This window comes from Pseudomonas sp. GW821-FHT02H06 (assembly GCF_059421525.1).
Window position 1 is genome coordinate 614,256 of record NZ_JBWKVD010000001.1, and the last position, 20,183, is coordinate 634,438.

Consider the following 20,183-nt stretch of genomic DNA (forward strand, 5'->3'; position numbering starts at 1 on the left):
TGCGAAAATGTCGTCTAGCGCTCTATTGCGAGGGCCAGGCCCTGCCCGACGCCGACGCACATCGTGGCCAGCGCTTTGCTGCCGCCGGTTTTCTCCAGTTGGTGCAAAGCGGTCAGAACCAGACGCGCACCGCTCATGCCCAGCGGATGCCCCAGCGAAATCGAGCCGCCGTTTGGGTTCACCTTGGGTGAATCGTCAGCGATGCCCAATTCACGCAAGACCGCCAGGCCCTGGCTGGCAAACGCTTCGTTGAGCTCGATGACGTCGAAATCACTCACCGCCAGCCCCAGCCGTGCCACCAGCTTGCGCACCGCCGGGACCGGGCCGATGCCCATGACGCGAGGCTCAACGCCGGCACTGGCCATCCCCAGTACGCGAGCGCGCGGCGTGAGGCCGTGTTTCTTGACGGCGTCGGCGGACGCCAGAATCATCGCAGCCGCGCCGTCGTTCAGGCCTGCCGCGTTGCCCGCTGTGACGGTTTTGCCAGCCCCGTTGACCGGCTTGAGCTTGGCGAGCGCTTCAAGACTGGTGTCGGCACGGGGGTGCTCGTCGGTGTCGACGATGGCCTCGCCCTTTTTGTGGGCGACGCGCACGGGCACGATTTCCTCGGCGAAGAAGCCCGAAGCCTGAGCCGCCGCCGTACGCTGCTGGCTGCGCAGGGCAAACGCGTCCTGATCCTGCCGGGAGATGCCGAAATCCTCAGCGACGTTGTCGCCGGTCTGCGGCATGGTCTCAACGCCGTACTGGTCCTTCATCTGCGTATTGACGAAACGCCAGCCCAAGGTGGTGTCTTCCAGCTTTTGGCCGCGGCCGAATGCCGTGTCGGCCTTGCCCATCACGAATGGGGCGCGGGACATGGACTCGACGCCGCCGGCAATGGCCAGCTCCATCTCTCCGCAGGCAATGGCGCGGAACGCAGAACCCACCGCGTCCAGGCCGGAAGCACACAAGCGATTGAGGGTCACGCCCGGCACGCTGGCCGGCAGACCCGCCAACAGCGCAGCCATGCGCGCGACGTTGCGGTTGTCTTCACCGGCCTGATTGGCACAGCCGAGAAACACTTCGTCCAGCTCATCCCAATTGACAGACGGGTTGCGCGCCATCAGGGCCTTGATCGGCAGCGCTGCCAGATCATCCGCCCGAACGGTCGCCAGGCCGCCGCCAAAACGGCCAATGGGGGTGCGAATCGCGTCGCAGATAAAGACGTCACGCATCATGCTTCTCCCGGCGCCTGACCATGGGCGGCAGCGGTTCGCGCTTCCAGATCGCGCAGCGCGGTCAGTTCGTACTCGCTGGGTGCATCGGAAGTCTTCACGGTGTCGGCAAAACGCACGTCCCAACCGGTGGCGGCGATGACCTGCTCGCGGGTCACGCCGGGGTGCAGCGTGGTCACGACGAATTCGTGGGTGCCCGCTTCCGGTTCCATGATGCACAGGTCAGTGATGATGCCGACCGGCCCGGCGCCCGGCAGGCCGAGGCGCTTGCGGGAGTCGCCGCCTTCGCCGTGGCCAACCGAGGTCAGGAAGTCAAGCTTGTTGACGAAGGTCCGTGGCGATTGCTTGAGGATGATCAGCACTTCTTTGGCCGACCCGGCAATTTCCGGCGCGCCTCCGGCACCCGGCAGGCGTACTTTCGGCTGGTGATAATCGCCGACCACCGTGGTGTTGATGTTGCCGAACCGGTCGACCTGAGCCGCGCCGAGAAACCCGACATCGACACGGCCGCCCTGCAGCCAGTAACGGAAGATCTCACTGGTGGAGACCACGGTGTCAGCGGTTTCCGCCAGTTCGCCGTCACCGATGGACAGTGGCAGTACGTCAGGCTTGGCGCCGATCGGCCCTGATTCGTAAATCAGCACCACGTCGGGCGAGGAAGTGAGGCGCGCCAGATTGGCCGCTTTCGAGGGCAGACCGATGCCGACAAAGCACACGGCGCCGTTTTTCAAGCGGCGCGCGGCGGCGACGGTCATCATTTCGCTGGTGGAATAAGTCATTGGTGAGCCTCCGCCGCGTGGGCCAGCTTGTGCTTGAACTCACTGTAGTCACGGGTGCCATGGATGTATTCGTCGATCCAGGCGGTAAACGCCTCACGGTCGCGGGCGATGGCGTCCCACGCCTGATAGAAACGGTTGTCGCGCTCGTAGTAGCCGTGGGCGTAGGAAGGATGCGCTCCGCCTGGCACGACGCAAACCGCACTCAGCGCCCAGGTGGGCAGCACGCAGGCGTTCATCGGCGCCTTGAGGTCATCGACAATTTCCTCGACCGTGACAATGCAGCGCTTGGCCGCCAACGCCGCTTCTTTCTGAACCCCGAGAATGCCCCATAGCAGCACGTTGCCTTTACGGTCAGCTTTCTGCGCGTGGATCACCGTCACATCGGGGCGTACCGCCGGCACCGCCGCCAGCACTTCTCCGGTGAACGGGCAAGTGACCGACTTGATCAGCGGGTTGACCTTGGGCAGGTCCGAACCGGCATACGCCCGCAGCACCGCGAACGGCAGCCCGGATGCGCCCGCCACATAGGCATTGGCGAGGTCGGCGTGGCTGTGTTCTTCAATCTCCATGGGCTGCGGCCATTGCCGTTCGACGGCATCGCGAAGCCTGTGCAGAGAGCCGACACCGGGATTACCGCCCCACGAGAAAATCAGCCGTTTTGCACAGCCTGCGCCGATCAATTGGTCATAGATCAAGTCAGGGGTCATGCGCACCAGGGTCAGATCCTTCTTCTTCTGACGAATGAGCTCATGTCCCGCTGCTGTAGGAATCAGGTGGGTGAAGCCTTCCAGTGCAACAATGTCGCCATCGTTGACGAACTGCTTCACAGCCTCGTGAAGGGAAAGAATTGCAGCCATGGGGTGCTCCAGGTTCACACTCGTTTGCCCCGCCATTTAAGGCGTGGCGTTGAGAATGAGGTTATGCCTGGGCACGGGCTGGAACAATCCGATAACCGACTAAGTGTTCGATCACCGAACGGAGAGTGACGGGCAGCTCATGGGTTCAACAGGCTGGGTCAGGTAAACAGCTGCGTGCTCAGGTCACGGCTGGCATTCAGCATGATTGGCAGAAACTTCTGCTCCAGGTCATTGCGCGCCACTCGGCCCGCACTGGTGCTGACATTCAGCGCCGCGAGTACCTGACCCGATGCGTCGTAGACCGGCACGGCGATTGAACGCAAACCCTGCTCCAGTTCCTGATCGACAATGCACCAGCCCTGTTGCCGCACTTGCTGCAGGCATTCGAGCAAGGCTTCCGGGGTGCGTAAGGTGCGGCTGGTTTTGGGTTGCAGATCGACGTGGTCGAGGTATTCCCGCAACGACACATCGTCCAGCGCCGCCAGCAGAATCCGGCCCATGGACGTGCAGTACGCCGGCAAACGTCCGCCCACCGCCAGATCCACAGAGATCAATCGCTGAGTCGTCGCGGAGCGGGCTATATAAAGAATGTCATCGCCTTCCAGCGTGGCCATGTTGCAGGCCTCGTGCAGTTGGTCACTCATGCGGTCCAGATAGGGCTGTGACGAAACCGCCAGGGGTGTCGAGGACAAATAGGCATGGCCAAGCGTCAGCACTTTAGGCAGCAGCGAGTAAGTGCGCCCGTCAGTGGTGGCGTAGCCCAACTTGATCAATGTATGCAGGCAACGACGAACCGCCGCCCTGGGGATTTCGGTGCGATGGCTGATCTGCGCGATGGTCAGGTGCCGCTTGCGTTCCTGGAACGCGTGAATGACGGCCAACCCTCGCGCCAGAGAGGTCATGAAGTCAGGATCGCCCGTGAGCGCCTGAATCCTTTTAGCAGGAGACGCAACAATCGGCGGCGCAAGTGACGTGAAAGAATTACGCAATTGATCGTTCATGCTGGCACCGTTCGTCGTGGCCGCGAAAGCCTTGTAGAACGCCACTCTCGCCGTTTTTGAAGCCCACGGCAAGCCAGCTTTGGGCGATTATCGAACGAGTGGGCGATAATCGCAATTGACCGGCTGCCCAGTTGCTTATACCTTTCACATGCCATATGAGGCTTCTTTGGATTACTGGTCAGGTACCCACTGAGAAGTCCCAGGCACGGTCTTGCTAACCCAAGGCCGTTTTTGTCTCTGCCCTCCCCATTTATGTGTAACCGTTTAAATACACATCATTGTCCGCACGGTCATAAGCCGAGAATTTTACGTCGCCAGAAAACTGCCTGCGGCGTTAAACATTTGACTCGCCAAGTTGCGTCATAAATCAGACTGTCCAACTTAGGAACCTTCGTACATAAAAAAGGTATAAATCCTCAGTTGTCCGGCTGCGACAGTCTCGACAGTTGACTCGCCTGCGCATCTTCGCGATAGTGGCCGTCATTGAAGCCCAATAACGCTATCGCGTGTTTAAATCCTCGCCCCATCTGGCATGGATCCAAACACACGCAGACATTGTTCGACTCGATCGCAATGTTCAGCGACGGCAGGCCAATACCTTGGTCATCAGCCATCCTGCAGGCAATCAATAAAGAATGTTGCTACGACAGTTTTGTCATTCCGGTGCACGTAGCCGCCCTTGGTTGAAGTGTGAATCGTCTTGGCGCAGCGTCCCTGCCCGATGGTTATTCCTGATCCGATACATTGCGATCGTCAGGTCCGACACTTTCAGACTCGGCGTCATCACCGGGATTAAACTCGACCCGATCAGGTATTAACGTGACCAAAGATGAACTGCGCGCAGAATTAGAGCGCCAGGAACAACGTTACAAGGAAGTTTACGGCGGCGAAGTGACAACATACGCCGCCCAGCCCGAACCAGAGCGCAAGCCGTGGCGCAAACGGGCCAGCCTGCTTGACCAGGCGTTCAAGCAAGAGCTGCAAAAGATGGAAGAAGAACTCAAGGAAGAGCCATGAGCCGCCGCTTGCCTGTCGCTGACTCAAACAGCTGACGGCAAGCGTATTCATCGCGTTGAAGGCCAGGTTTTACAGACTCGTCCAGGGTTCAGGGGTGCTTCGCACTTTCTTTCCCGGCAGGAAGTCGACGGGCAGGCGGGACAGAAATTTCGTTGCAGGCTGCTACCAATGAGCGGCGCGCCTATCGCGCAGTTTTTTTTCTGTCATAATCCCGCCCCCTTAAGACCGGGTCAGAAAACCTTCCATGATCGATCTATTCAGCGGACTGGATGCTTGGGTAATTGTGAGCTTGTTGCTCGCCCTTGCGTTTGTCCTCACCTTCGAGTTCATCAACGGCTTTCATGACACCGCCAACGCGGTGGCGACAGTCATTTACACCAAGGCCATGCCGCCCCATCTGGCAGTATTTTTCTCGGGCGTGTTCAATTTCCTCGGGGTGCTCCTGGGTGGGGTCGGCGTGGCGTATGCCATCGTCCATCTGCTGCCGGTCGAGTTGTTGATCAACGTCAACACCGGTCATGGTCTGGCGATGGTGTTCTCGCTGCTGGCTGCGGCCATCACCTGGAACCTCGGCACCTGGTATTTCGGCATCCCGGCGTCCAGCTCCCATACATTGATCGGTTCGATTCTGGGTGTAGGCCTGGCCAACGCGCTGATCAATAACATCCCGCTGGGCGAAGGCGTGAACTGGCAGAAAGCGATCGATATCGGCGCCTCGCTGGTGTTCTCGCCACTGGCCGGTTTCATCGTGGCAGGTCTGGTTCTGTTGGCGCTGAAAGCCTGGCGCCCCCTCTCCAAGATGCACAAGACTCCAGAACAACGCCGCAAGCTCGATGACAAAAAACACCCTCCTTTCTGGAATCGCCTGGTTCTGGTGATTTCGGCGATGGCAGTGAGTTTTGTGCACGGCTCCAACGATGGTCAGAAAGGCATCGGCCTGATCATGCTGGTGCTCATCGGTATCGTCCCGGCGCAGTTCGTGCTGGACCTAAGCACCACGACTTATCAGATCGAACGCACCCGCGACGCGACCCAGCACCTGAGCCAGTTTTATCAGCGCAACAACGCGACGCTGGGCGAGTACCTGGCGCTGGGCAAATCGGCGGCGGGCGACTTGCCCGAGCGTTTCAGCTGCAACCCTGAGCAAACCGAGCCGACCATTGATGCTCTGCTGAACAACCTCAAGGGCGTCAACGACTACCACACCCTCGCACCGGAGCGTCGCATCGAAGTGCGTCGCTACCTATTGTGCCTGGACGACACGGCACGCAAAGTCGGCAAGCTGCCTGCGCTGGATGCCCGTGAAAAATCGGATCTGGAGAAGCTGCGCAAGGACCTGACCGCGACCACTGAATACGCGCCGTTCTGGGTCATCTTCGCCGTTGCACTGGCGCTGGGTATTGGCACCATGGTTGGCTGGAAACGCGTAGTGCTGACCATCGGTGAGAAGATCGGGAAGCAAGGCATGACCTACGCTCAGGGCATGTCCGCGCAGATCACCACCGCCAGCGCCATTGCGCTGGCCAACGTGTTCAGCCTGCCTGTTTCAACGACTCACATCCTGTCGTCCGGCGTGGCCGGGACCATGGTGGCGAACAAGAGCGGCCTGCAGGGCGGCACGGTTCGCAACATTCTGCTGGCATGGGTGTTGACCCTGCCCGCCACGGTCGCGCTGTCGGCAGGGTTGTTCTGGTTGGCGTCCAAAGCGCTGGCCTGACCTGACTGCACCGCCTGACCTGAAAAGCCCATTCATTGAATGGGCTTTTTTGTGGGTGCGCTAGCGGCGTTTCTTGCTGCCGCCCAGCAACGATCCCATCAACCCGCGCACCAGTTCGCGACCGATCTGGGTGGCGGCCTGGCGCATCGCACTTTTGACCGCCTGCCCCGCCAGCCCGCCCAGAAAACCACCGGCCATGTCGGCAAAGCCGCCTTCTGACTTCTCCTCAGCGGCGGGCTTCTGCGCAGGATCCGCCGGGGCGCCCTTGCGCGCCAGGAGCATTTCGTAAGCCGATTCGCGATCCACGGGTTTGTCGTAACGACCGGCCAGTGGCGACCGTGCGATCAGCGTGTCGCGCTCAGCCTGGGTCAACGGCCCGATGCGCGATTGCGGCGGCGCGACCAACACACGCTGGACGATTTCAGGCGTGCCCTTGTCCTGCAGCGTGCCCACCAGCGCCTCACCGATGCCCAACTCGGTCAGCACCGAGAGCGCGTCGAACTCGGGATTGGGGCGAAACCCGTCCGCAACGGCCTTCAGCGATCGTTGCTCCTTGCTGGTGAACGCGCGCAGGCCATGCTGAATGCGCAAACCGAGTTGCGCCAGAACGGAGTCCGGCAGATCCCCCGGCGACTGAGTGACGAAATACACGCCGACGCCTTTCGAGCGAATCAGCCGCACCACTTGCTCCAGCCGCTCCTGCAGCGCTTTCGGCGTATCCGCGAAGAGCAAATGCGCTTCGTCGAAGAACAGCGCCAGCAACGGTTTATCGGCATCGCCGCGCTCAGGCAATTGCTCGAACAGCTCGGCCAGGAGCCACAGCAGGAAAGTGGCGTAGACCTTCGGCGACTCGTGCACCAACCGGCTGGCGTCCAGCAGATGAATCTGCCCGCGGCCATCGCTCGCGGGCTGCAAGATGTCTTCCAGTTGCAACGCCGGCTCGCCGAACAAGGCCTCGGCGCCTTGCTGTTCAAGGATCGCCAGCCGACGCAGCAGCGCCTGACTCGACCCCGTGGTCATCAATGCGCTGTCGTCGCCGAGGACTTCGGGGTTGTCGCGCAAATGATTGAGCAGCGCCTTGAGGTCCTTGATGTCCAGCAACAACAGCCCTTCCCGATCCGCCACCTTGAACGCGGCGTACAGCGCCGATTGTTGGCTGTCCGTCAATTCCAGCAAACTTCCCAGCAGCAGCGGGCCCATTTCCGACAGGGTTGTGCGCAACGGATGGCCCGTTTCACCGTGCACGTCCCACAGTGTCACCGGATAGCCCTGAGGTTTATGGTGCAGCCAGGGCATGCCGGCGATGCGCTCGGCGATCTTGCCTTGAGGGTTGCCCGGGGCGCCGAGCCCGCAGAGATCACCCTTGATGTCCGCCGCGAACACGGCCACGCCGGCGTCGCTGAACACTTCCGCCAGGCGCTGCAAGGTGACGGTTTTCCCGGTGCCAGTCGCGCCGGCCACCAGCCCGTGACGGTTGGCCAGACGCATCGCCTGCCCGATCGGCTGGCCCATCAGGTCAGCACCAATAAGAATCTGTTGTGAGTCAGGCATCCGTTCACCCAAGCGTTGCATTCGATATTTCCGAAGGGACTGCGGAGACAGCCCAATTGGACTGGCACCGCCGAGCCTCCCTCAGGCCACCTCGCTACTCTAGCGCAAGACTCTGGCGCAAGCGGCGTAACGCTAGTTCATGGGCGTGGGTGCGACGATCTGCAACCGAACATCTGTATCTGTAGATGGTCAACCCCAGAAGGACTGAATCAATGGACGAAGGCATCCCATGCACATTGCTGACATGACCATGTTCTACGCCCCTGCAAGCGGCGGCGTGCGCACGTACCTGGATGCCAAACACCGCCGCCTCGCGCTTTACCCGGGCGTGCGACACAGCCTGCTGATCCCGGGCCCGCAAAGCAGTCATGAAGACGGCGTGTACCGGGTTCCGGCGCCGCCCGTACCGTTTGGCAACGGCTATCGTTTTCCACTGCGCGTCGGTCCCTGGCGAGAGGCCCTGCGAAGTCTGCGGCCAGACCTCATTGAAGTCGGCGATCCTTATCTTACCGCCTGGGCTGCACTGGATGCCCGACGCCAACTGGACGTGCCAGTGATTGGCTTTTACCACTCCGACTTGCCGCTGCTGGTGAGCAACCGGATTGGCACCTGGCTGGGGGCCAATGTCGAGAATTACGTCAGCAAGCTCTACGGCAATTTTGACCGAGTGCTGGCGCCGAGCGCGGCGATGGCGGACAAGCTGATCCGCCTGGGTGTGAAGAATGTTCATGTGCAGCCGTTGGGGGTTGATCTGCAGACGTTCCATCCCTCCCGGCGAGATCCTGGTCTCAAGGCCGAGCTGGGCCTGCCGGATGAAACCCACCTGCTTATCTTTGCGGGCCGAGGTTCGAAAGAGAAAAACCTGACCGTTCTACTCGACTGCATGAAGGCGCTGGGCGCGGGTTATCACCTGTTGCTGGTGGGCTCCCATATGCCGACCGGCGTGCCGGCCAACGTCACGGTTGTGGATAAATTTCGTCCTGCTGCCGAAGTCGCGCGCCTATTGGCGAGTGCCGATGCGCTGGTACATGCCGGGGATCAGGAAACCTTCGGTCTGGTGGTGATTGAAGCCATGGCCAGCGGGATTCCGGTGGTGGCGGTCGATGCCGGGGCCTTCCGCGAAATCGTCCCCGAGCACTGTGGCCTGCTGTGCGAACCCAATCAACCACCGGCCATGGCGGCAGCGGTGCGTCAGCTGTTTGCCGAGAACGCCCCATCCCGAGGCGAAGAGGCGCGGCGTCATGTCGAGGCACATTATGCGTGGGACGCCGTGGTCGCCGGCTTGCTCGGCCATTACCAGGCAGTCCTCGGCGCCCGTCAGCCGGTCTATGCCCATGGCTGAGATTCCCGCAATCACGGAGCGCAGCCTGTTACTGGTGCTCCACGACGTGGCCCCGCAAACCTGGCCGGATTATCGACCCTTCGTTGAGGCAGTCGACAAGCTAGGGAACATCCCCATCACCTGGCTGGTGGTGCCGAATTTCCACAAGCACGATCCGATCGACGCCAACCCGGATTTCCAGCGGTTGATGCACGACCGCCTCGCACGGGGCGACGAACTGGCGCTGCACGGTTATTACCATTGCGACGACAGCCCTGCCCCGCGCACGCCCCATGAGTTTTTCATGCGGCGCATTTACACCTGGGAGGGCGAGTTCTACACCCTAGACGAACATCAGGCGATGCAACGGCTGGAAGCAGGCATGGAGGTGTTCCGGCGCAACGACTGGCCACTTCACGGATTCGTCGCTCCCGCCTGGCTGATGAGCGAAGGCACGCGCAATGCCCTGCGAAAATTGCCGTTGGACTACACAAGTGATGCCCAACACTTGTATCGTCTGCCGGACTTTTCCGAGATCGATGCGCCCGGGATCGTCTGGAGCGCTCGCAGCGCCTGGCGCCGGGGCGTATCGAAAATCGTCAGCAACCACCGTGAGGCTCAATTGCATAACGCCGCAACCATCCGTCTGGGGCTGCACCCCGTAGACATGCGCCACGACTTTTCCCGTCGTTACTGGCTGCAAGCCCTTGAGCGCTTGTTGAACGACGGCCGTACGCCGATGAGCAAATTTGCCTGGTTACAGGGCCTGAATGCCGCCAGGTCTGCGGCGTGAGGCGACTTGGCTGGCTCGCAGCAGCACTGATACTCGCCCTGCTGATTCCGTTCTTCATGGGCGGCGCAGACATGTTTCACCGCCTGCGCAACTTCCCGGTGACGCTCTTGATCGGCATGTTCGTCATGGTGTTGGTGGGCTGGTGCATGAACACGATGCGCCTGCGCCTGTTGCTCGGCGACGCCGCCAGCGGCATCGGCATGCGCAAAAGTCTCGCTGTGGTGATGGCCACGGAATTTGCCTACTGCGCCACGCCCGGGGGCAGCGGCGCGCCCTTGACGCTGGTCGCACTGCTCTCGCGCAGTGGTATTGGTCCGGCGAAAAGCACAGCGGCCTTTGCCACTGACCAACTGATGGATCTGGTGTTTTTTCTCCTCGCGCTGATCGGCATCCTGATCTACGCGGTGTTCCACCAGCTCAGCGAAAACCTTGAATGGATGCTCATTGCCAGCGCCCTGCTAATCGGCGCCGGACTTTGTGCCTGTGCCGGTTTCGCGCGGTATCACAGACGCATCATTCTGTTCAACGGTCGGGTGCTCAAGCGGCTGAAGCGCAAGAACACCACGCGCATTCGCTGGGCGCGCAAGCTGCTGCATTTCCGCGACGCGCTGGCTGAGACCTGGAAAATGCCCCACCGCATTCTGCTGCAGGTGTTTGCGCTGACCTGCGTGCACTGGAGTCTGCGTTACAGCGTGCTGTACCTGGCGCTGCAAGGGTTGGGCGTGAATATCGACTGGGCGTGGACGTTTCTGGTGCAGATGCTGTCGCTGAGCGCCGGGCAGTTCAGCCTGTCGCCGGGCGGTGCGGGAGCGGCGGAGTTGACGTCGGCGGCCTTGTTGGCGCCGATGGTGGGCAAGTCGACGGCAGCGGCCGCGATCCTCATCTGGCGGATCGTCACCTATTACTTCTATCTGATCGCGGGCGGGCCGGTGTTTCTGTTGATGGTCGGGCGCCCCCTTTTGAACAAGTTACTGCGGATCAAGACGGTCTGATTCGTTTTCCTGTCTGGCAGACGTCAGTTCTTTCCATAACGCTTCCGCCCCCTCGAAGTCCGTGCCGTCTTCCGGCGACAGTGCGTCGACGTCGTAACGGCTCAGGCATCCTTCGCCAAGGGTCGGCGGGGCTTTGGATGTGGCTTTGTCGAGGGGGTCGGTCATGGTGATTCCGCCTGTCGTGCCGGAGAAGCTGCACTGTTCGCAAACAATCGAGTTGCAGTAAGCCGCTGAACTTAAGCGGCTCACCCAAACCGCTTAATCACTGCTTAATCACTGCTTAATCAAATACCACTGTCTTGTTGTCATGCACCAGCACGCGGTCTTCAAGGTGTGCGCGCAGGCCGCGAGCGAGCACCATCTTCTCCACGTCGCGACCGAAACGCACCATGTTTTCGATGCTGTCGCGATGGCTGACGCGCACCACGTCCTGCTCGATGATCGGACCGGCGTCCAGTTCTTCGGTGACGTAGTGGCAAGTAGCGCCGATCAGTTTCACGCCACGCAGCGACGCCTGGTGATACGGCTTGGCGCCGACAAACGAAGGCAGGAAGCTGTGGTGAATGTTGATGACCTGATGCGCGTATTCCCGGCACAGTTGCGGCGGCAGGATCTGCATGTAACGCGCCAGCACAACAACGTCGGCTTCGTGGTGTTTGACCAGACGCGAGACTTCGGCGAACGCCGGCTCTTTGTCTTTCGGATCAACCGGCACGTGGTAATAAGGAATGTTGTGCCACTCGACCATACTGCGCAGGTCCTGGTGGTTGGAAATCACGCAGGCGATTTCACAGTCCAGTTCGTCGCTGTGCCAGCGGTGCAACAGATCGGCCAGACAATGGGACTCCCGGCTTGCCATGAGCACGACGCGCTTTTTCTGCGCGGAGTCGGTAATGCGCCAGTCCATCGAAAACTCTTCGGCGATGGGCGCAAAAGCTGCACGGAAACCTTCGAGGTCGAAAGGCAGGGTATCGGCACGCATTTCATGACGCATGAAAAACCAGCCGCTGAGATTGTCAGAGTGATGGCTCGCTTCGGTAATCCAGCCGTTGTACGAGGCCAGAAAGTTACTGACCTTGGCAACGATACCGACACGGTCCGGGCAAGCAATCACCAGACGAAAAGTGCGCATGTGAAAAACTCCAGAACTTCGCAAAGGCCGCCATTCTAGCGATTACCTGACGACTGTGCAGTACCCGTATGCCGCTGATTTCAGGCGGCAAAAAAGCGCACCCTTCGGGGATAAATGCATTAGTGCCGTACCGGTTCATCGGCGACGGAAATTCGACGCCAGACACTTCGCTGAAAACAGCAAGGTCATTGGCGTTCTATAACGCTACATGTGTATCTAAATCGAGGGTATGTCTGCGGCTATTTCAAAATGCTACGGATAAAACTTTTCTTAAATGTTTACTTGCGTAAACACTCTGATTATTATGCGCCCATCGCATCATGCCCATCACAACATAGGTATCCCCCATGTCACTGATCAACGAATACCGCGCAACAGAAGAAGCCATCAAAGAACTGCAAGCCCGCCTGCAAAATCTGCAACAAGACGACAAACTGCAGAAAGAACTTGAGTTCGAAGGCAAACTGCGCACGTTGATGGGCGAATATCAGAAATCCCTGCGCGACATCATCGCGCTGCTGGATCCAGACTCCAAAATGAAGGCTCCACGCGGCGCTGTTGTAAAGCCGGTCGGCACCAAACGCGCTCGCAAGGTCAAGCAATACAAAAACCCGCACAACGGTGAAATCATCGAAACCAAAGGCGGCAACCACAAGACGCTGAAAGAGTGGAAAGCCAAGTGGGGCGGCGACGAGGTTGAAGGCTGGGCAACTCTGCTGGGCTAATTGCCGGTTTTAGAGTCAGCCGTCGCGCAGAGATGTTCGACTCAAAAAGACGCCAGCCATGCTGGCGTTTTTTATTGCCTGCCATTTACCCCTATGCGCTTATAGTCCCAGACGCTGTTTCAACACCAGAGAGTATTCCTGCCACTGGGCGAGCACTTTGAGTTGCTCGGGCGTGGCCTTCAGCGAGAGTTCGACCAGCGCACGGCTGAACGCCTTGAGCGTATTGGGGGCGCCGGCCTGAGGATCGCTCAGGCGCAACTGACAAAACGCCAACCAGCGCTGTTGCTCTGCAACGCTCAGGGTTTCGGCAAAGTTGCGGGCGCGGTAGCGGAATAACAATTCAGGCAATCGGGGATCATCGAACGGCCAGCCATCGGTAGCCAGTTGCTGGGGCTCGGCAATGCGCACCTGCTCGCAGAGACGACGATCCCGATCATTGATAAAGCCGTCGTACAACTGCTGTTCCGGATCCTCACTGACAGCGAAGTTGTCGTTGGCATAGACGCTTTTCAACTTGTCCTGCCAGATCGTCTGCCCTTCATTCAAGGCGGCCACGCGCGTTTTATAAACACTCATGTCCAGTTGCAGACGCTGACGGTCCTCCTCGCGAAGCACGCTCAGCGGGGCAATGACCGGGCATTTATTAACATGCAGCAATTTCAGCGGAACCGGTAACTGGCCTTCGAGCAGATCTTCGCGGCGAGTATATAGACGCTGACGCAAGGTCTCGCCGTCTTCGTCCAGCAACGGGCTGTGGTCATGGAACAGGTCACAGACAATCAATGCATTTCGGTTCACCGGATGCCAAGCCAGCGGAAGTACGACGCTCACATAACTTCGCGCTGCGGAAAAACGACCCGATATATGCACAAGTGGCTGCATCAATCGAATCTGATCCTGGACCTTGTGCTTGAAGCGCAAGCCAAAAAGATAATCGTAAAGTTTGGGTTGCTTATCGCGGACCAGACGCGCCAGCGCGATGGTTGCGCGGACATCGGAGAGCGCGTCATGGGCATGACCATGATCGATCCCGTTGGCCGCCGTCAGCCGCTCAAGTTTCAGCGTGACCCGGCCCTCTTCTTGCGGCCAGACAATGCCCTCCGGACGCAGCGCATAAGCCGTGCGCACCACATCAATCAAATCCCAGCGGCTGTTGCCGCCCTGCCATTCGCGTGCGTAGGGATCGAAAAAGTTGCGATAAAGACTGTAGCGGGTCATCTCATCGTCAAAACGCAACGTGTTGTAACCCGCGCTGCAGGTGCCGGGCAGAGACATCTCCGCGTGCAGTCGGGTCATGAAGTCTGCTTCACACAAGCCTTTTTCCGCGAGCCGGTCAGGCGTGATGCCTGTCACCAGGCATGCCGCCGGATGGGGGAGGATGTCATCGCTGGGCTGGCAATACAGGTTGATCGGCTCGCCGATCTCGTTGAGCTGATCGTCCGTACGAATGCCCGCCACTTGCAGCGGCCGGTCGTTGCGTGGATTGATCCCGGTGGTTTCGTAGTCGTACCAGAAGATGCTGGAAGTCACGGGCTGATCCTGAACAAAAGACCGGGCGAGTTTAACAGATGCCCCTCCGCGCCTGACGCCAGCGAATACACCCCGAGGCCCGAGATACGGCGACACAGTTTGTGCGAAAGTGGCGGCTGTCGAAGGCCAGCAAGTTGTAACAGGCTCTTTCCCACACATTGTCCAGAATCATCCTGTTGCTTAGCCACTCCGGCGTGGCTAGCATCAAACCTCTTCCACCGGCGTACCTTCCTCTATGTCCCTTTCCCATGCAGAGCCAGGATTTACTGCACCGCTTGCCCTGCTGGACACTCGTGTTCGCATGGAAACGCCCGAGGGCATAGACCTCATCCTGCGACCTGCCGGGTTGCTGTCCCGGTCAATTGCTTTCGGCATTGATCTGATGATTCGCGGCGCGCTACTGGGTGCGCTGTTTTTCGTGCTGGGAACACTGGGCGACTTCGGCACCGGGCTGTTCATGCTCGCGCTGTTTATCGGGACCTGGGGCTATATGGTGCTCTTCGAAGTGCTGCATCAAGGGCGCACTCCGGGCAAACAGATCATGGGGCTGCGGGTCATTCACGATGACGGCACCCCGATTGGCTGGTCGGCTTCAGTGCTGCGCAACCTGCTGCGCTTCGTCGACATGCTGCCCTTCGGCTATTGCGTCGGCGCGTTTACCTGTTTGCAGCACCCGCTGTTCAAACGCCTTGGGGATCTGGCGGCGGGCACGCTGGTCATCTATCGGGACGTGCCCCCGCAACGGCCGCCACTGGCTGAAGCCACCGCGAGGATTCCGCCGCTGCCCCTCTTGCTGGAGGAACAGCGCGCCATACAAGCCTTTGCCGAGCGGCAAGGCACACTTTCTTCGGCGAGGGCTCAAGAGCTTGCTGCCATCGTCACGCAGCCTTTGCAGTTGTCCAGCTCGCGAGATCCTCACTACCCGGTCCAGCAATTGAATGGCATTGCCCACAGCCTGGCCGGCTCGTCATGAAGCAAAGCCTGTTCGAACAACGCCATGCAGAAGACTGGCAGCGTTTTGCAACACGCCTTGAGGCGCTGGAAGCGAGTCGCCGCAAAAGCGGGTCCGGTGCCGGCTTCAGCCGCGAATACCGTCAGATCTGCCAACAGCTTGCGCTGGCAATCGACCGTGGCTACGCCAGTCATCTGGTCGAGCAACTGCAGCAGCTTGCGATGCGTGGGCACCAGCAGTTGTATCGCCACCGAAGCCAGTTCAGTGCGCAGTTGCTGAGCTTTGTGCTGGCGGACTTCCCACGTCTGGTGCGTGCCGAATGGCGATGGGTCGCCCTCGCCGGCCTGCTGTTTTTTGGCAGCCTGACGCTCATGGCGCTGCTGGTCTACGGCTATCCGGATCTGGTCTACAGCGTCGTCAGCCCCGCCGATGTCGCCGGAATGCACGCCATGTACGAGCCCGCCGCACGGCGTATCGGGCAAACGGCCGAACGCGCGTCGAGCACTGACTGGCTGATGTTCGGTTACTACGTGATGCACAACGTCGGCATTGCTTTCCAGACCTTTGCCAGTGGCCTGCTGTTAGGCGTCGGCAGTCTGTTTTTTCTGTTTTTCAACGGACTGATGATTGGCGCGGTCGCGGGCCATCTCACCGACGCGGGCATGGGCACAACCTTCTGGCCGTTCGTGGTTGGACACAGCGCCTTCGAACTGACCGGCATCATGCTGGCGGGTGCGGCGGGGCTGAAACTCGGATGGGCACTGGTCGCTCCCGGCCGACTGCGCCGAGGCGAGGCACTGCGCCGCGCTGCACGGATCAGCGTGCGACTGATTGGCGGGGTCATGCTGTTCCTCCTCATCGCGGCATTCATTGAAGCGTACTGGTCGTCGATGAGCTGGCCGCCCGCGGCAGCCAAATATGGGGTGGGCGCTTCTTTGTGGTTGCTGGTCGGCGCCTACCTGACCCTTGCCGGACGCACGCCCCATGCGCCTGACTGACGCCAGCGTTGTCATACGCCCACGCACGCCGTGGGAGGCCCTCGACCTGGGCGTTCTCCTGGCGCAACGGTACCGCGCCTTGCTGATGACAAGCTGGGCCATCGTCACCTTGCCGATCTTCGCGCTGCTGACCCTGCTGCTGTGGGATTACCCGTCAGTGGCAGTCCTCGTGTTCTGGTGGCTCAAGCCAGCCTACGAACGGCTGCCGCTGCTGATTCTGTCCCAAGCGCTGTTCGGCCCGGCACCGTCACTCAGGCAGGCGCTGAAAAGCTTTCCGTCGGCACTCAAGCCGCAGTTGCTCGCGAGCCTGACCTGGCGGCGTCTGAGCCTCAGCCGCAGTTTCTATCAGCCGGTGCAGCAACTGGAGGGACTAGACGGGTTGTCCCGGGCGCAGCGCATTACCGTGCTTGGCCAGAAGGATTCCCGGGCGGCGCGTCTGCTGACCGCGCTGGGCAGTACGCTCGAAATGACCTTCTGGATCGGCCTGATGGTGCTGTTCTACGCCATGATTCCCCCGCAGATCGAAGCGGACTGGTCATGGCGCAGCCTGCTGGACATCGAGGGTGAGTGGAACTGGCTGGAGCATTTGACCAACGGGTTTTATGCCCTAGTGCTGATCGTATGGGGCCCGGTTTATGTGTCCTGCGGATTTGCGCTGTACCTCAATCGCCGGACCACGCTGGAGGCGTGGGACATCGAGCTGGGTTTCCGCAAGCTGCGTCAGCGTGTTCTGGGCAGCGCACTGGCGGTGTTGCTGGGCGGGATCCTTGTGCTGACGTTGCTGCCGTCCGCCGTCATGGCAGAGTCTGCGGCAAACCAGTGGACGGCAGATCGGTCAATGGCGGACGAAATCCCCAGCGAGTCGGGCAATAGCTGCCCGCTGCCGCCGCTGGACAACCCGCAGACCGACGAAGACGTTGCACCACCCGATTCACCTCGCCTGCTCAATCAGCCGCTGACCAGCCAGGCGTCGCAGAACGCCATCCATGCCGTGCTTGAACAACCGCCGTTCAAAAATCCCAAACCGGTGTCCGGATGGCGCATCGCCCAGCCCGCTGACGATGCCAAGCATGATGCCAAGTCAGCCGAGACACCGAACTGGCTGGCGCGACTGGTCGTCGGCGCGCTCAACGTAGGCAAGACCCTGTCGGCGGTATTCGGCGCGCTGCTGTGGACGCTGCTTGGCCTAACGGTCGCGTGGGTGATCTGGCGCTATCGGACCTGGTTCGCCACCTTCGTCGGCAAAAGCCCCCGCAAGGCGACGGCTCCACGAGACATCCCTCACCAACTCTTTGGCCTGCAGGTCCGCGCTGAAACCCTGCCGACGGATGTCGCCGATGCAGCGGAAAGACTCTGGCAACAGTCACCGCGCGAGGCATTGAGCCTTCTTTATCGCGCACTGCTGAGCCGCCTGTTGACCGATTACCAACTGCCGCTGAAAAGCGCCGACACCGAGGGCCAGATACTGGCACGCATTGCCGAGCTCAAGCAGCCATCCCTTGATGACTTCAGCCATGAACTGACGCGCCACTGGCAGAACCTCGCCTACGGTCACCAAGTGCCGCCGGATCAGGCGCGACACACGCTGTGTTCAGGCTGGCGGAAATTGTTCGCGCCGGGAGCAGGCGCATGAGCCGGCGCTGGATCATCGGGCTGGTCGCCGCGTTGATGCTGGTGAGCCTCGTCATCGCCAGCGTGCCCGCGCTGAAGCGGCTCGAGCGTTATCAGGAAACCGTCGACCAGGGACCCTCGCCTGAAGCGCTGGCCAACCCTTACCTCGCCGCGCAGACGTTCCTGCGTCAGCGAAACATTCAGGTGAAAACCGCTGAAACGCTTACCGCTCTCCCTGACATCCGCGACCAGCCGCAAACGCTCATGCTGCTGGATTTCCGCGAAAGGATGACGCCGTCCGAGGTCAAGCGCTTGCTGGCCTGGACCCGATCAGGCGGCCGTCTTCTCTTTGTTGCCGAACAGCTGTGGGACCCGACCAAGGGAAGCAGCGGCGACCTGTTGCTGGATCAACTGCAGATTCACCAATTCCTCACCCAAGACCTGCAAGAGCAGGACCGCGAACGGCAGCGCGAACAACTCAAGCCGGTCATCCCGTTGAGCACGCCGGACATTCAAGGCCCGGAAACACCGTGGCCCGAGCTGACCCGGCTGTTCGTGCAAAACGAAAACGACCCGGCCTACATGAGCTTCGACCCGGCCTTCCATCTGGATGACCCCGAGGACCATGCGCAGTCATGGGCCAACAGCGCTGACGCCACGCACCTGCTGCAAATGGTGTACGGCTCTGGATTAATCACGGTTGTCACCGACGCCGACCTGTGGAAAACACAGGCCATCGGCGAATACGATAATGCCTGGCTGCTCTGGTATCTGAGCCAGGACAGCACCGTCACGATGGTGCTGCGCACTGAACACGACAACCTGTTCGGGCTGCTCTGGAAATACTTCCCCCAGGCGCTGCTCGCCCTGGCACTGTGCCTCGTTGCCACGCTGTGGCATGCAGGCATGCGCCATGGCCCGATGTTGCCGATCCTTGCGCGCGGCCGTCGTCAGCTCAGCGAACACCTGCGTGCAAGCGCCGACTTCATGCTCCGCCGCGAAGGCGAGCACGGCGCGTTGCGCGCCTTGCAGCAAGACATCCTGCGTCGCGCCCGGCAACGGCATCCGGGCTTCGAGACCCTGGCCGTCACCGAACAATGGCAAACGCTGGCGCGCATGACGCGTCAGTCCACCAGCCACATCGGCCAGGCGTTGCGTCCGCGGCCGGAGCAGCGCTTGTCCAGCAGCGAGTTCACCCGTCAGGTTGCGTACCTGCAAACCCTCAGGAATGCCTTGAATGCGTAAGCGGACAATCCGCAGCGTCATATCGCTGCGCTGGCAAGTGGTAATACCGAATCAGTCTTCGGCTGCGCCCAGAACTTTGTCGACATAGTTCTCGACGAACCAATCGGGCAAGTTCTCGAACCGGAATTCGAAATCGGTGCCGTCGGTGACTTCTGCAAGCAAGACAGCCTCGGCCTCCGAGTTATCGAAAATGTAAGCACGATGGGTCGCCTCGACTGCGGCAGGAAGTAAATCAAGGGAGCCCTTGTAGCGCTTGCGGATTTTGTCTTCGGGTACGTTGTGCCCACCCTCCGCAACCCGGTTGGCTACCCGTTGAATATTGATGTCCACAGAGTCGGTGGAAACGTAATAGAGGTATGTGCGATAGCCCTTGCGCTGCGCCAGCTCCAGAAACTCGACTTTGTCAGGGCTGGACATCACCGTTTCAAAGGTGAAATTTTCGCCAAGCTCCAGTAACTGATGTCGAATAAAATCGGCAATTGCCGAGGCGAAATAGGAATCCATGGGTACGCGCGTGAAATCAATGCGGTCGCCATCCAGACCGATCAACTTCGCCTGTACCTGCCTGTTGAATCTGACGAGCAGCGAATGCTGGTCGATAAATGAATGCAATATTTGGGGCGTGGTGTGAATTTTGTAGATGGAGAGGTCCAGAAAGCCGGTCGCTTTGACATCGTGTTCGATGTCATCGGCGTTCACGTAGATACCAATGAGGTTCGCCGGAACAAAGCCTTTCATCGTGGATTTG

General features: G+C 60.2%; 20 protein-coding genes. 10 read left to right on the forward strand and 10 right to left on the reverse strand.

All coding sequences use genetic code 11. The features are described from left to right. Positions 1-14: 14 nt before the first annotated feature. From pcaF to AC07VF_RS02880, 5 genes are all read right to left on the reverse strand, one after another. Positions 15-1,217: a 3-oxoadipyl-CoA thiolase gene (pcaF, locus tag AC07VF_RS02860; RefSeq protein ID WP_495008639.1), complete on the reverse strand. Its 1,203-nt coding sequence runs from the start codon at positions 1,215-1,217 to the stop codon at positions 15-17. Beyond that, a complete protein-coding gene (locus AC07VF_RS02865; RefSeq protein ID WP_346630776.1) occupies positions 1,214-1,993 on the reverse strand; it encodes a CoA-transferase subunit beta in 780 nt (259 codons plus the stop codon). The genes pcaF and AC07VF_RS02865 overlap by 4 nt, the downstream gene beginning before the upstream one ends. After that, complete coding sequence (locus AC07VF_RS02870; RefSeq protein ID WP_495008638.1) at positions 1,990-2,850, reverse strand: CoA transferase subunit A; 861 nt, start codon at positions 2,848-2,850, stop codon at positions 1,990-1,992. Before AC07VF_RS02870 ends, AC07VF_RS02865 begins: the two co-directional genes overlap by 4 nt. Before the next feature lie 158 nt (positions 2,851-3,008). Then, on the reverse strand, positions 3,009-3,851 hold the full coding sequence (gene pcaR, locus AC07VF_RS02875) for a pca regulon transcriptional regulator PcaR (RefSeq protein WP_192171696.1): 843 nt from the start codon (positions 3,849-3,851) through the stop codon (positions 3,009-3,011). Between the two features lie 416 nt (positions 3,852-4,267). Then, positions 4,268-4,465: a hypothetical protein gene (locus tag AC07VF_RS02880; protein WP_192171697.1), complete on the reverse strand. Its 198-nt coding sequence runs from the start codon at positions 4,463-4,465 to the stop codon at positions 4,268-4,270. A 205-nt stretch (positions 4,466-4,670) separates the two neighbouring features. Here AC07VF_RS02880 and AC07VF_RS02885 point away from each other — a divergent pair, with 205 nt between their 5' ends. Beyond that, on the forward strand, positions 4,671-4,868 hold the full coding sequence (locus AC07VF_RS02885; RefSeq protein WP_037014498.1) for a hypothetical protein: 198 nt from the start codon (positions 4,671-4,673) through the stop codon (positions 4,866-4,868). Positions 4,869-5,112: 244 nt separating this feature from the next. Next, positions 5,113-6,585, forward strand: coding sequence for an inorganic phosphate transporter (locus AC07VF_RS02890; protein WP_192171698.1), 1,473 nt, complete (start codon positions 5,113-5,115; stop codon positions 6,583-6,585). Between the two features lie 60 nt (positions 6,586-6,645). Here the strand turns inward: AC07VF_RS02890 and AC07VF_RS02895 are convergent, their stop codons facing one another. Next, positions 6,646-8,136 (reverse strand): helicase HerA-like domain-containing protein, encoded by a 1,491-nt coding sequence (locus AC07VF_RS02895; protein WP_192171699.1) that lies wholly within the window; start codon positions 8,134-8,136, stop codon positions 6,646-6,648. A gap of 229 nt (positions 8,137-8,365) precedes the next feature. Between AC07VF_RS02895 and gpgS the strand changes: the two genes are divergently transcribed. Genes gpgS through gpgF form a run of 3 tightly spaced genes read left to right on the forward strand, consistent with a single transcriptional unit; the run spans position 8,366 to position 11,242 of the window. Beyond that, positions 8,366-9,478, forward strand: coding sequence for an N-acetylglucosaminyl phosphatidylglycerol synthase (gene gpgS, locus AC07VF_RS02900; RefSeq protein ID WP_495008637.1), 1,113 nt, complete (start codon positions 8,366-8,368; stop codon positions 9,476-9,478). 10 nt (positions 9,479-9,488) lie between these two features. Next, positions 9,489-10,250 (forward strand): N-acetylglucosaminyl phosphatidylglycerol deacetylase, encoded by a 762-nt coding sequence (gpgD, locus tag AC07VF_RS02905; RefSeq protein ID WP_495008775.1) that lies wholly within the window; start codon positions 9,489-9,491, stop codon positions 10,248-10,250. Beyond that, on the forward strand, positions 10,247-11,242 hold the full coding sequence (gpgF, locus tag AC07VF_RS02910) for a glucosaminyl phosphatidylglycerol flippase (protein ID WP_495008636.1): 996 nt from the start codon (positions 10,247-10,249) through the stop codon (positions 11,240-11,242). The genes gpgD and gpgF overlap by 4 nt, the downstream gene beginning before the upstream one ends. On the opposite strand, the gene AC07VF_RS02915 is transcribed toward gpgF, so the two are convergent. Both AC07VF_RS02915 and purU read right to left on the reverse strand, forming a co-directional pair. Then, positions 11,219-11,407, reverse strand: a complete 189-nt coding sequence (locus AC07VF_RS02915; protein WP_346630781.1) for a hypothetical protein — start codon at positions 11,405-11,407, stop codon at positions 11,219-11,221. The two genes, gpgF and AC07VF_RS02915, sit on opposite strands and share 24 nt — an antisense overlap. A 115-nt stretch (positions 11,408-11,522) precedes the next feature. Continuing rightward, entirely contained in the window at positions 11,523-12,374 is an 852-nt protein-coding gene (gene purU, locus AC07VF_RS02920) for a formyltetrahydrofolate deformylase (protein ID WP_346627085.1), read from the reverse strand. Positions 12,375-12,721: 347 nt separating this feature from the next. Between purU and mvaT the strand changes: the two genes are divergently transcribed. Then, positions 12,722-13,099 (forward strand): histone-like nucleoid-structuring protein MvaT, encoded by a 378-nt coding sequence (gene mvaT / locus AC07VF_RS02925; RefSeq protein WP_192171704.1) that lies wholly within the window; start codon positions 12,722-12,724, stop codon positions 13,097-13,099. Positions 13,100-13,198: 99 nt separating this feature from the next. Here mvaT and sbcB read toward each other — a convergent pair whose 3' ends face one another. Beyond that, positions 13,199-14,629: an exodeoxyribonuclease I gene (sbcB, locus tag AC07VF_RS02930; protein WP_495008635.1), complete on the reverse strand. Its 1,431-nt coding sequence runs from the start codon at positions 14,627-14,629 to the stop codon at positions 13,199-13,201. Between the two features lie 235 nt (positions 14,630-14,864). On the opposite strand from sbcB, the gene AC07VF_RS02935 reads away from it, so the two are divergent. The 4 genes from AC07VF_RS02935 to AC07VF_RS02950 are packed head-to-tail and all read left to right on the forward strand — an operon-like array spanning position 14,865 to position 19,435. After that, complete coding sequence (locus AC07VF_RS02935) at positions 14,865-15,602, forward strand: RDD family protein (protein WP_346627083.1); 738 nt, start codon at positions 14,865-14,867, stop codon at positions 15,600-15,602. Next, positions 15,599-16,579, forward strand: a complete 981-nt coding sequence (locus tag AC07VF_RS02940; protein WP_282366014.1) for a stage II sporulation protein M — start codon at positions 15,599-15,601, stop codon at positions 16,577-16,579. Before AC07VF_RS02935 ends, AC07VF_RS02940 begins: the two co-directional genes overlap by 4 nt. After that, positions 16,566-18,212 carry a DUF4129 domain-containing protein gene (locus tag AC07VF_RS02945; RefSeq protein ID WP_495008634.1) on the forward strand — a complete coding sequence of 549 codons (1,647 nt, stop codon included), beginning with the start codon at positions 16,566-16,568 and terminating at the stop codon, positions 18,210-18,212. Before AC07VF_RS02940 ends, AC07VF_RS02945 begins: the two co-directional genes overlap by 14 nt. Continuing rightward, positions 18,209-19,435, forward strand: coding sequence for a DUF4350 domain-containing protein (locus AC07VF_RS02950; protein ID WP_192171709.1), 1,227 nt, complete (start codon positions 18,209-18,211; stop codon positions 19,433-19,435). The genes AC07VF_RS02945 and AC07VF_RS02950 overlap by 4 nt, the downstream gene beginning before the upstream one ends. A gap of 51 nt (positions 19,436-19,486) precedes the next feature. On the opposite strand, the gene AC07VF_RS02955 is transcribed toward AC07VF_RS02950, so the two are convergent. Then, on the reverse strand, positions 19,487-20,173 hold the full coding sequence (locus tag AC07VF_RS02955) for an ATPase (protein WP_192171710.1): 687 nt from the start codon (positions 20,171-20,173) through the stop codon (positions 19,487-19,489). Between the last annotated feature and the right edge of the window lie 10 nt (positions 20,174-20,183).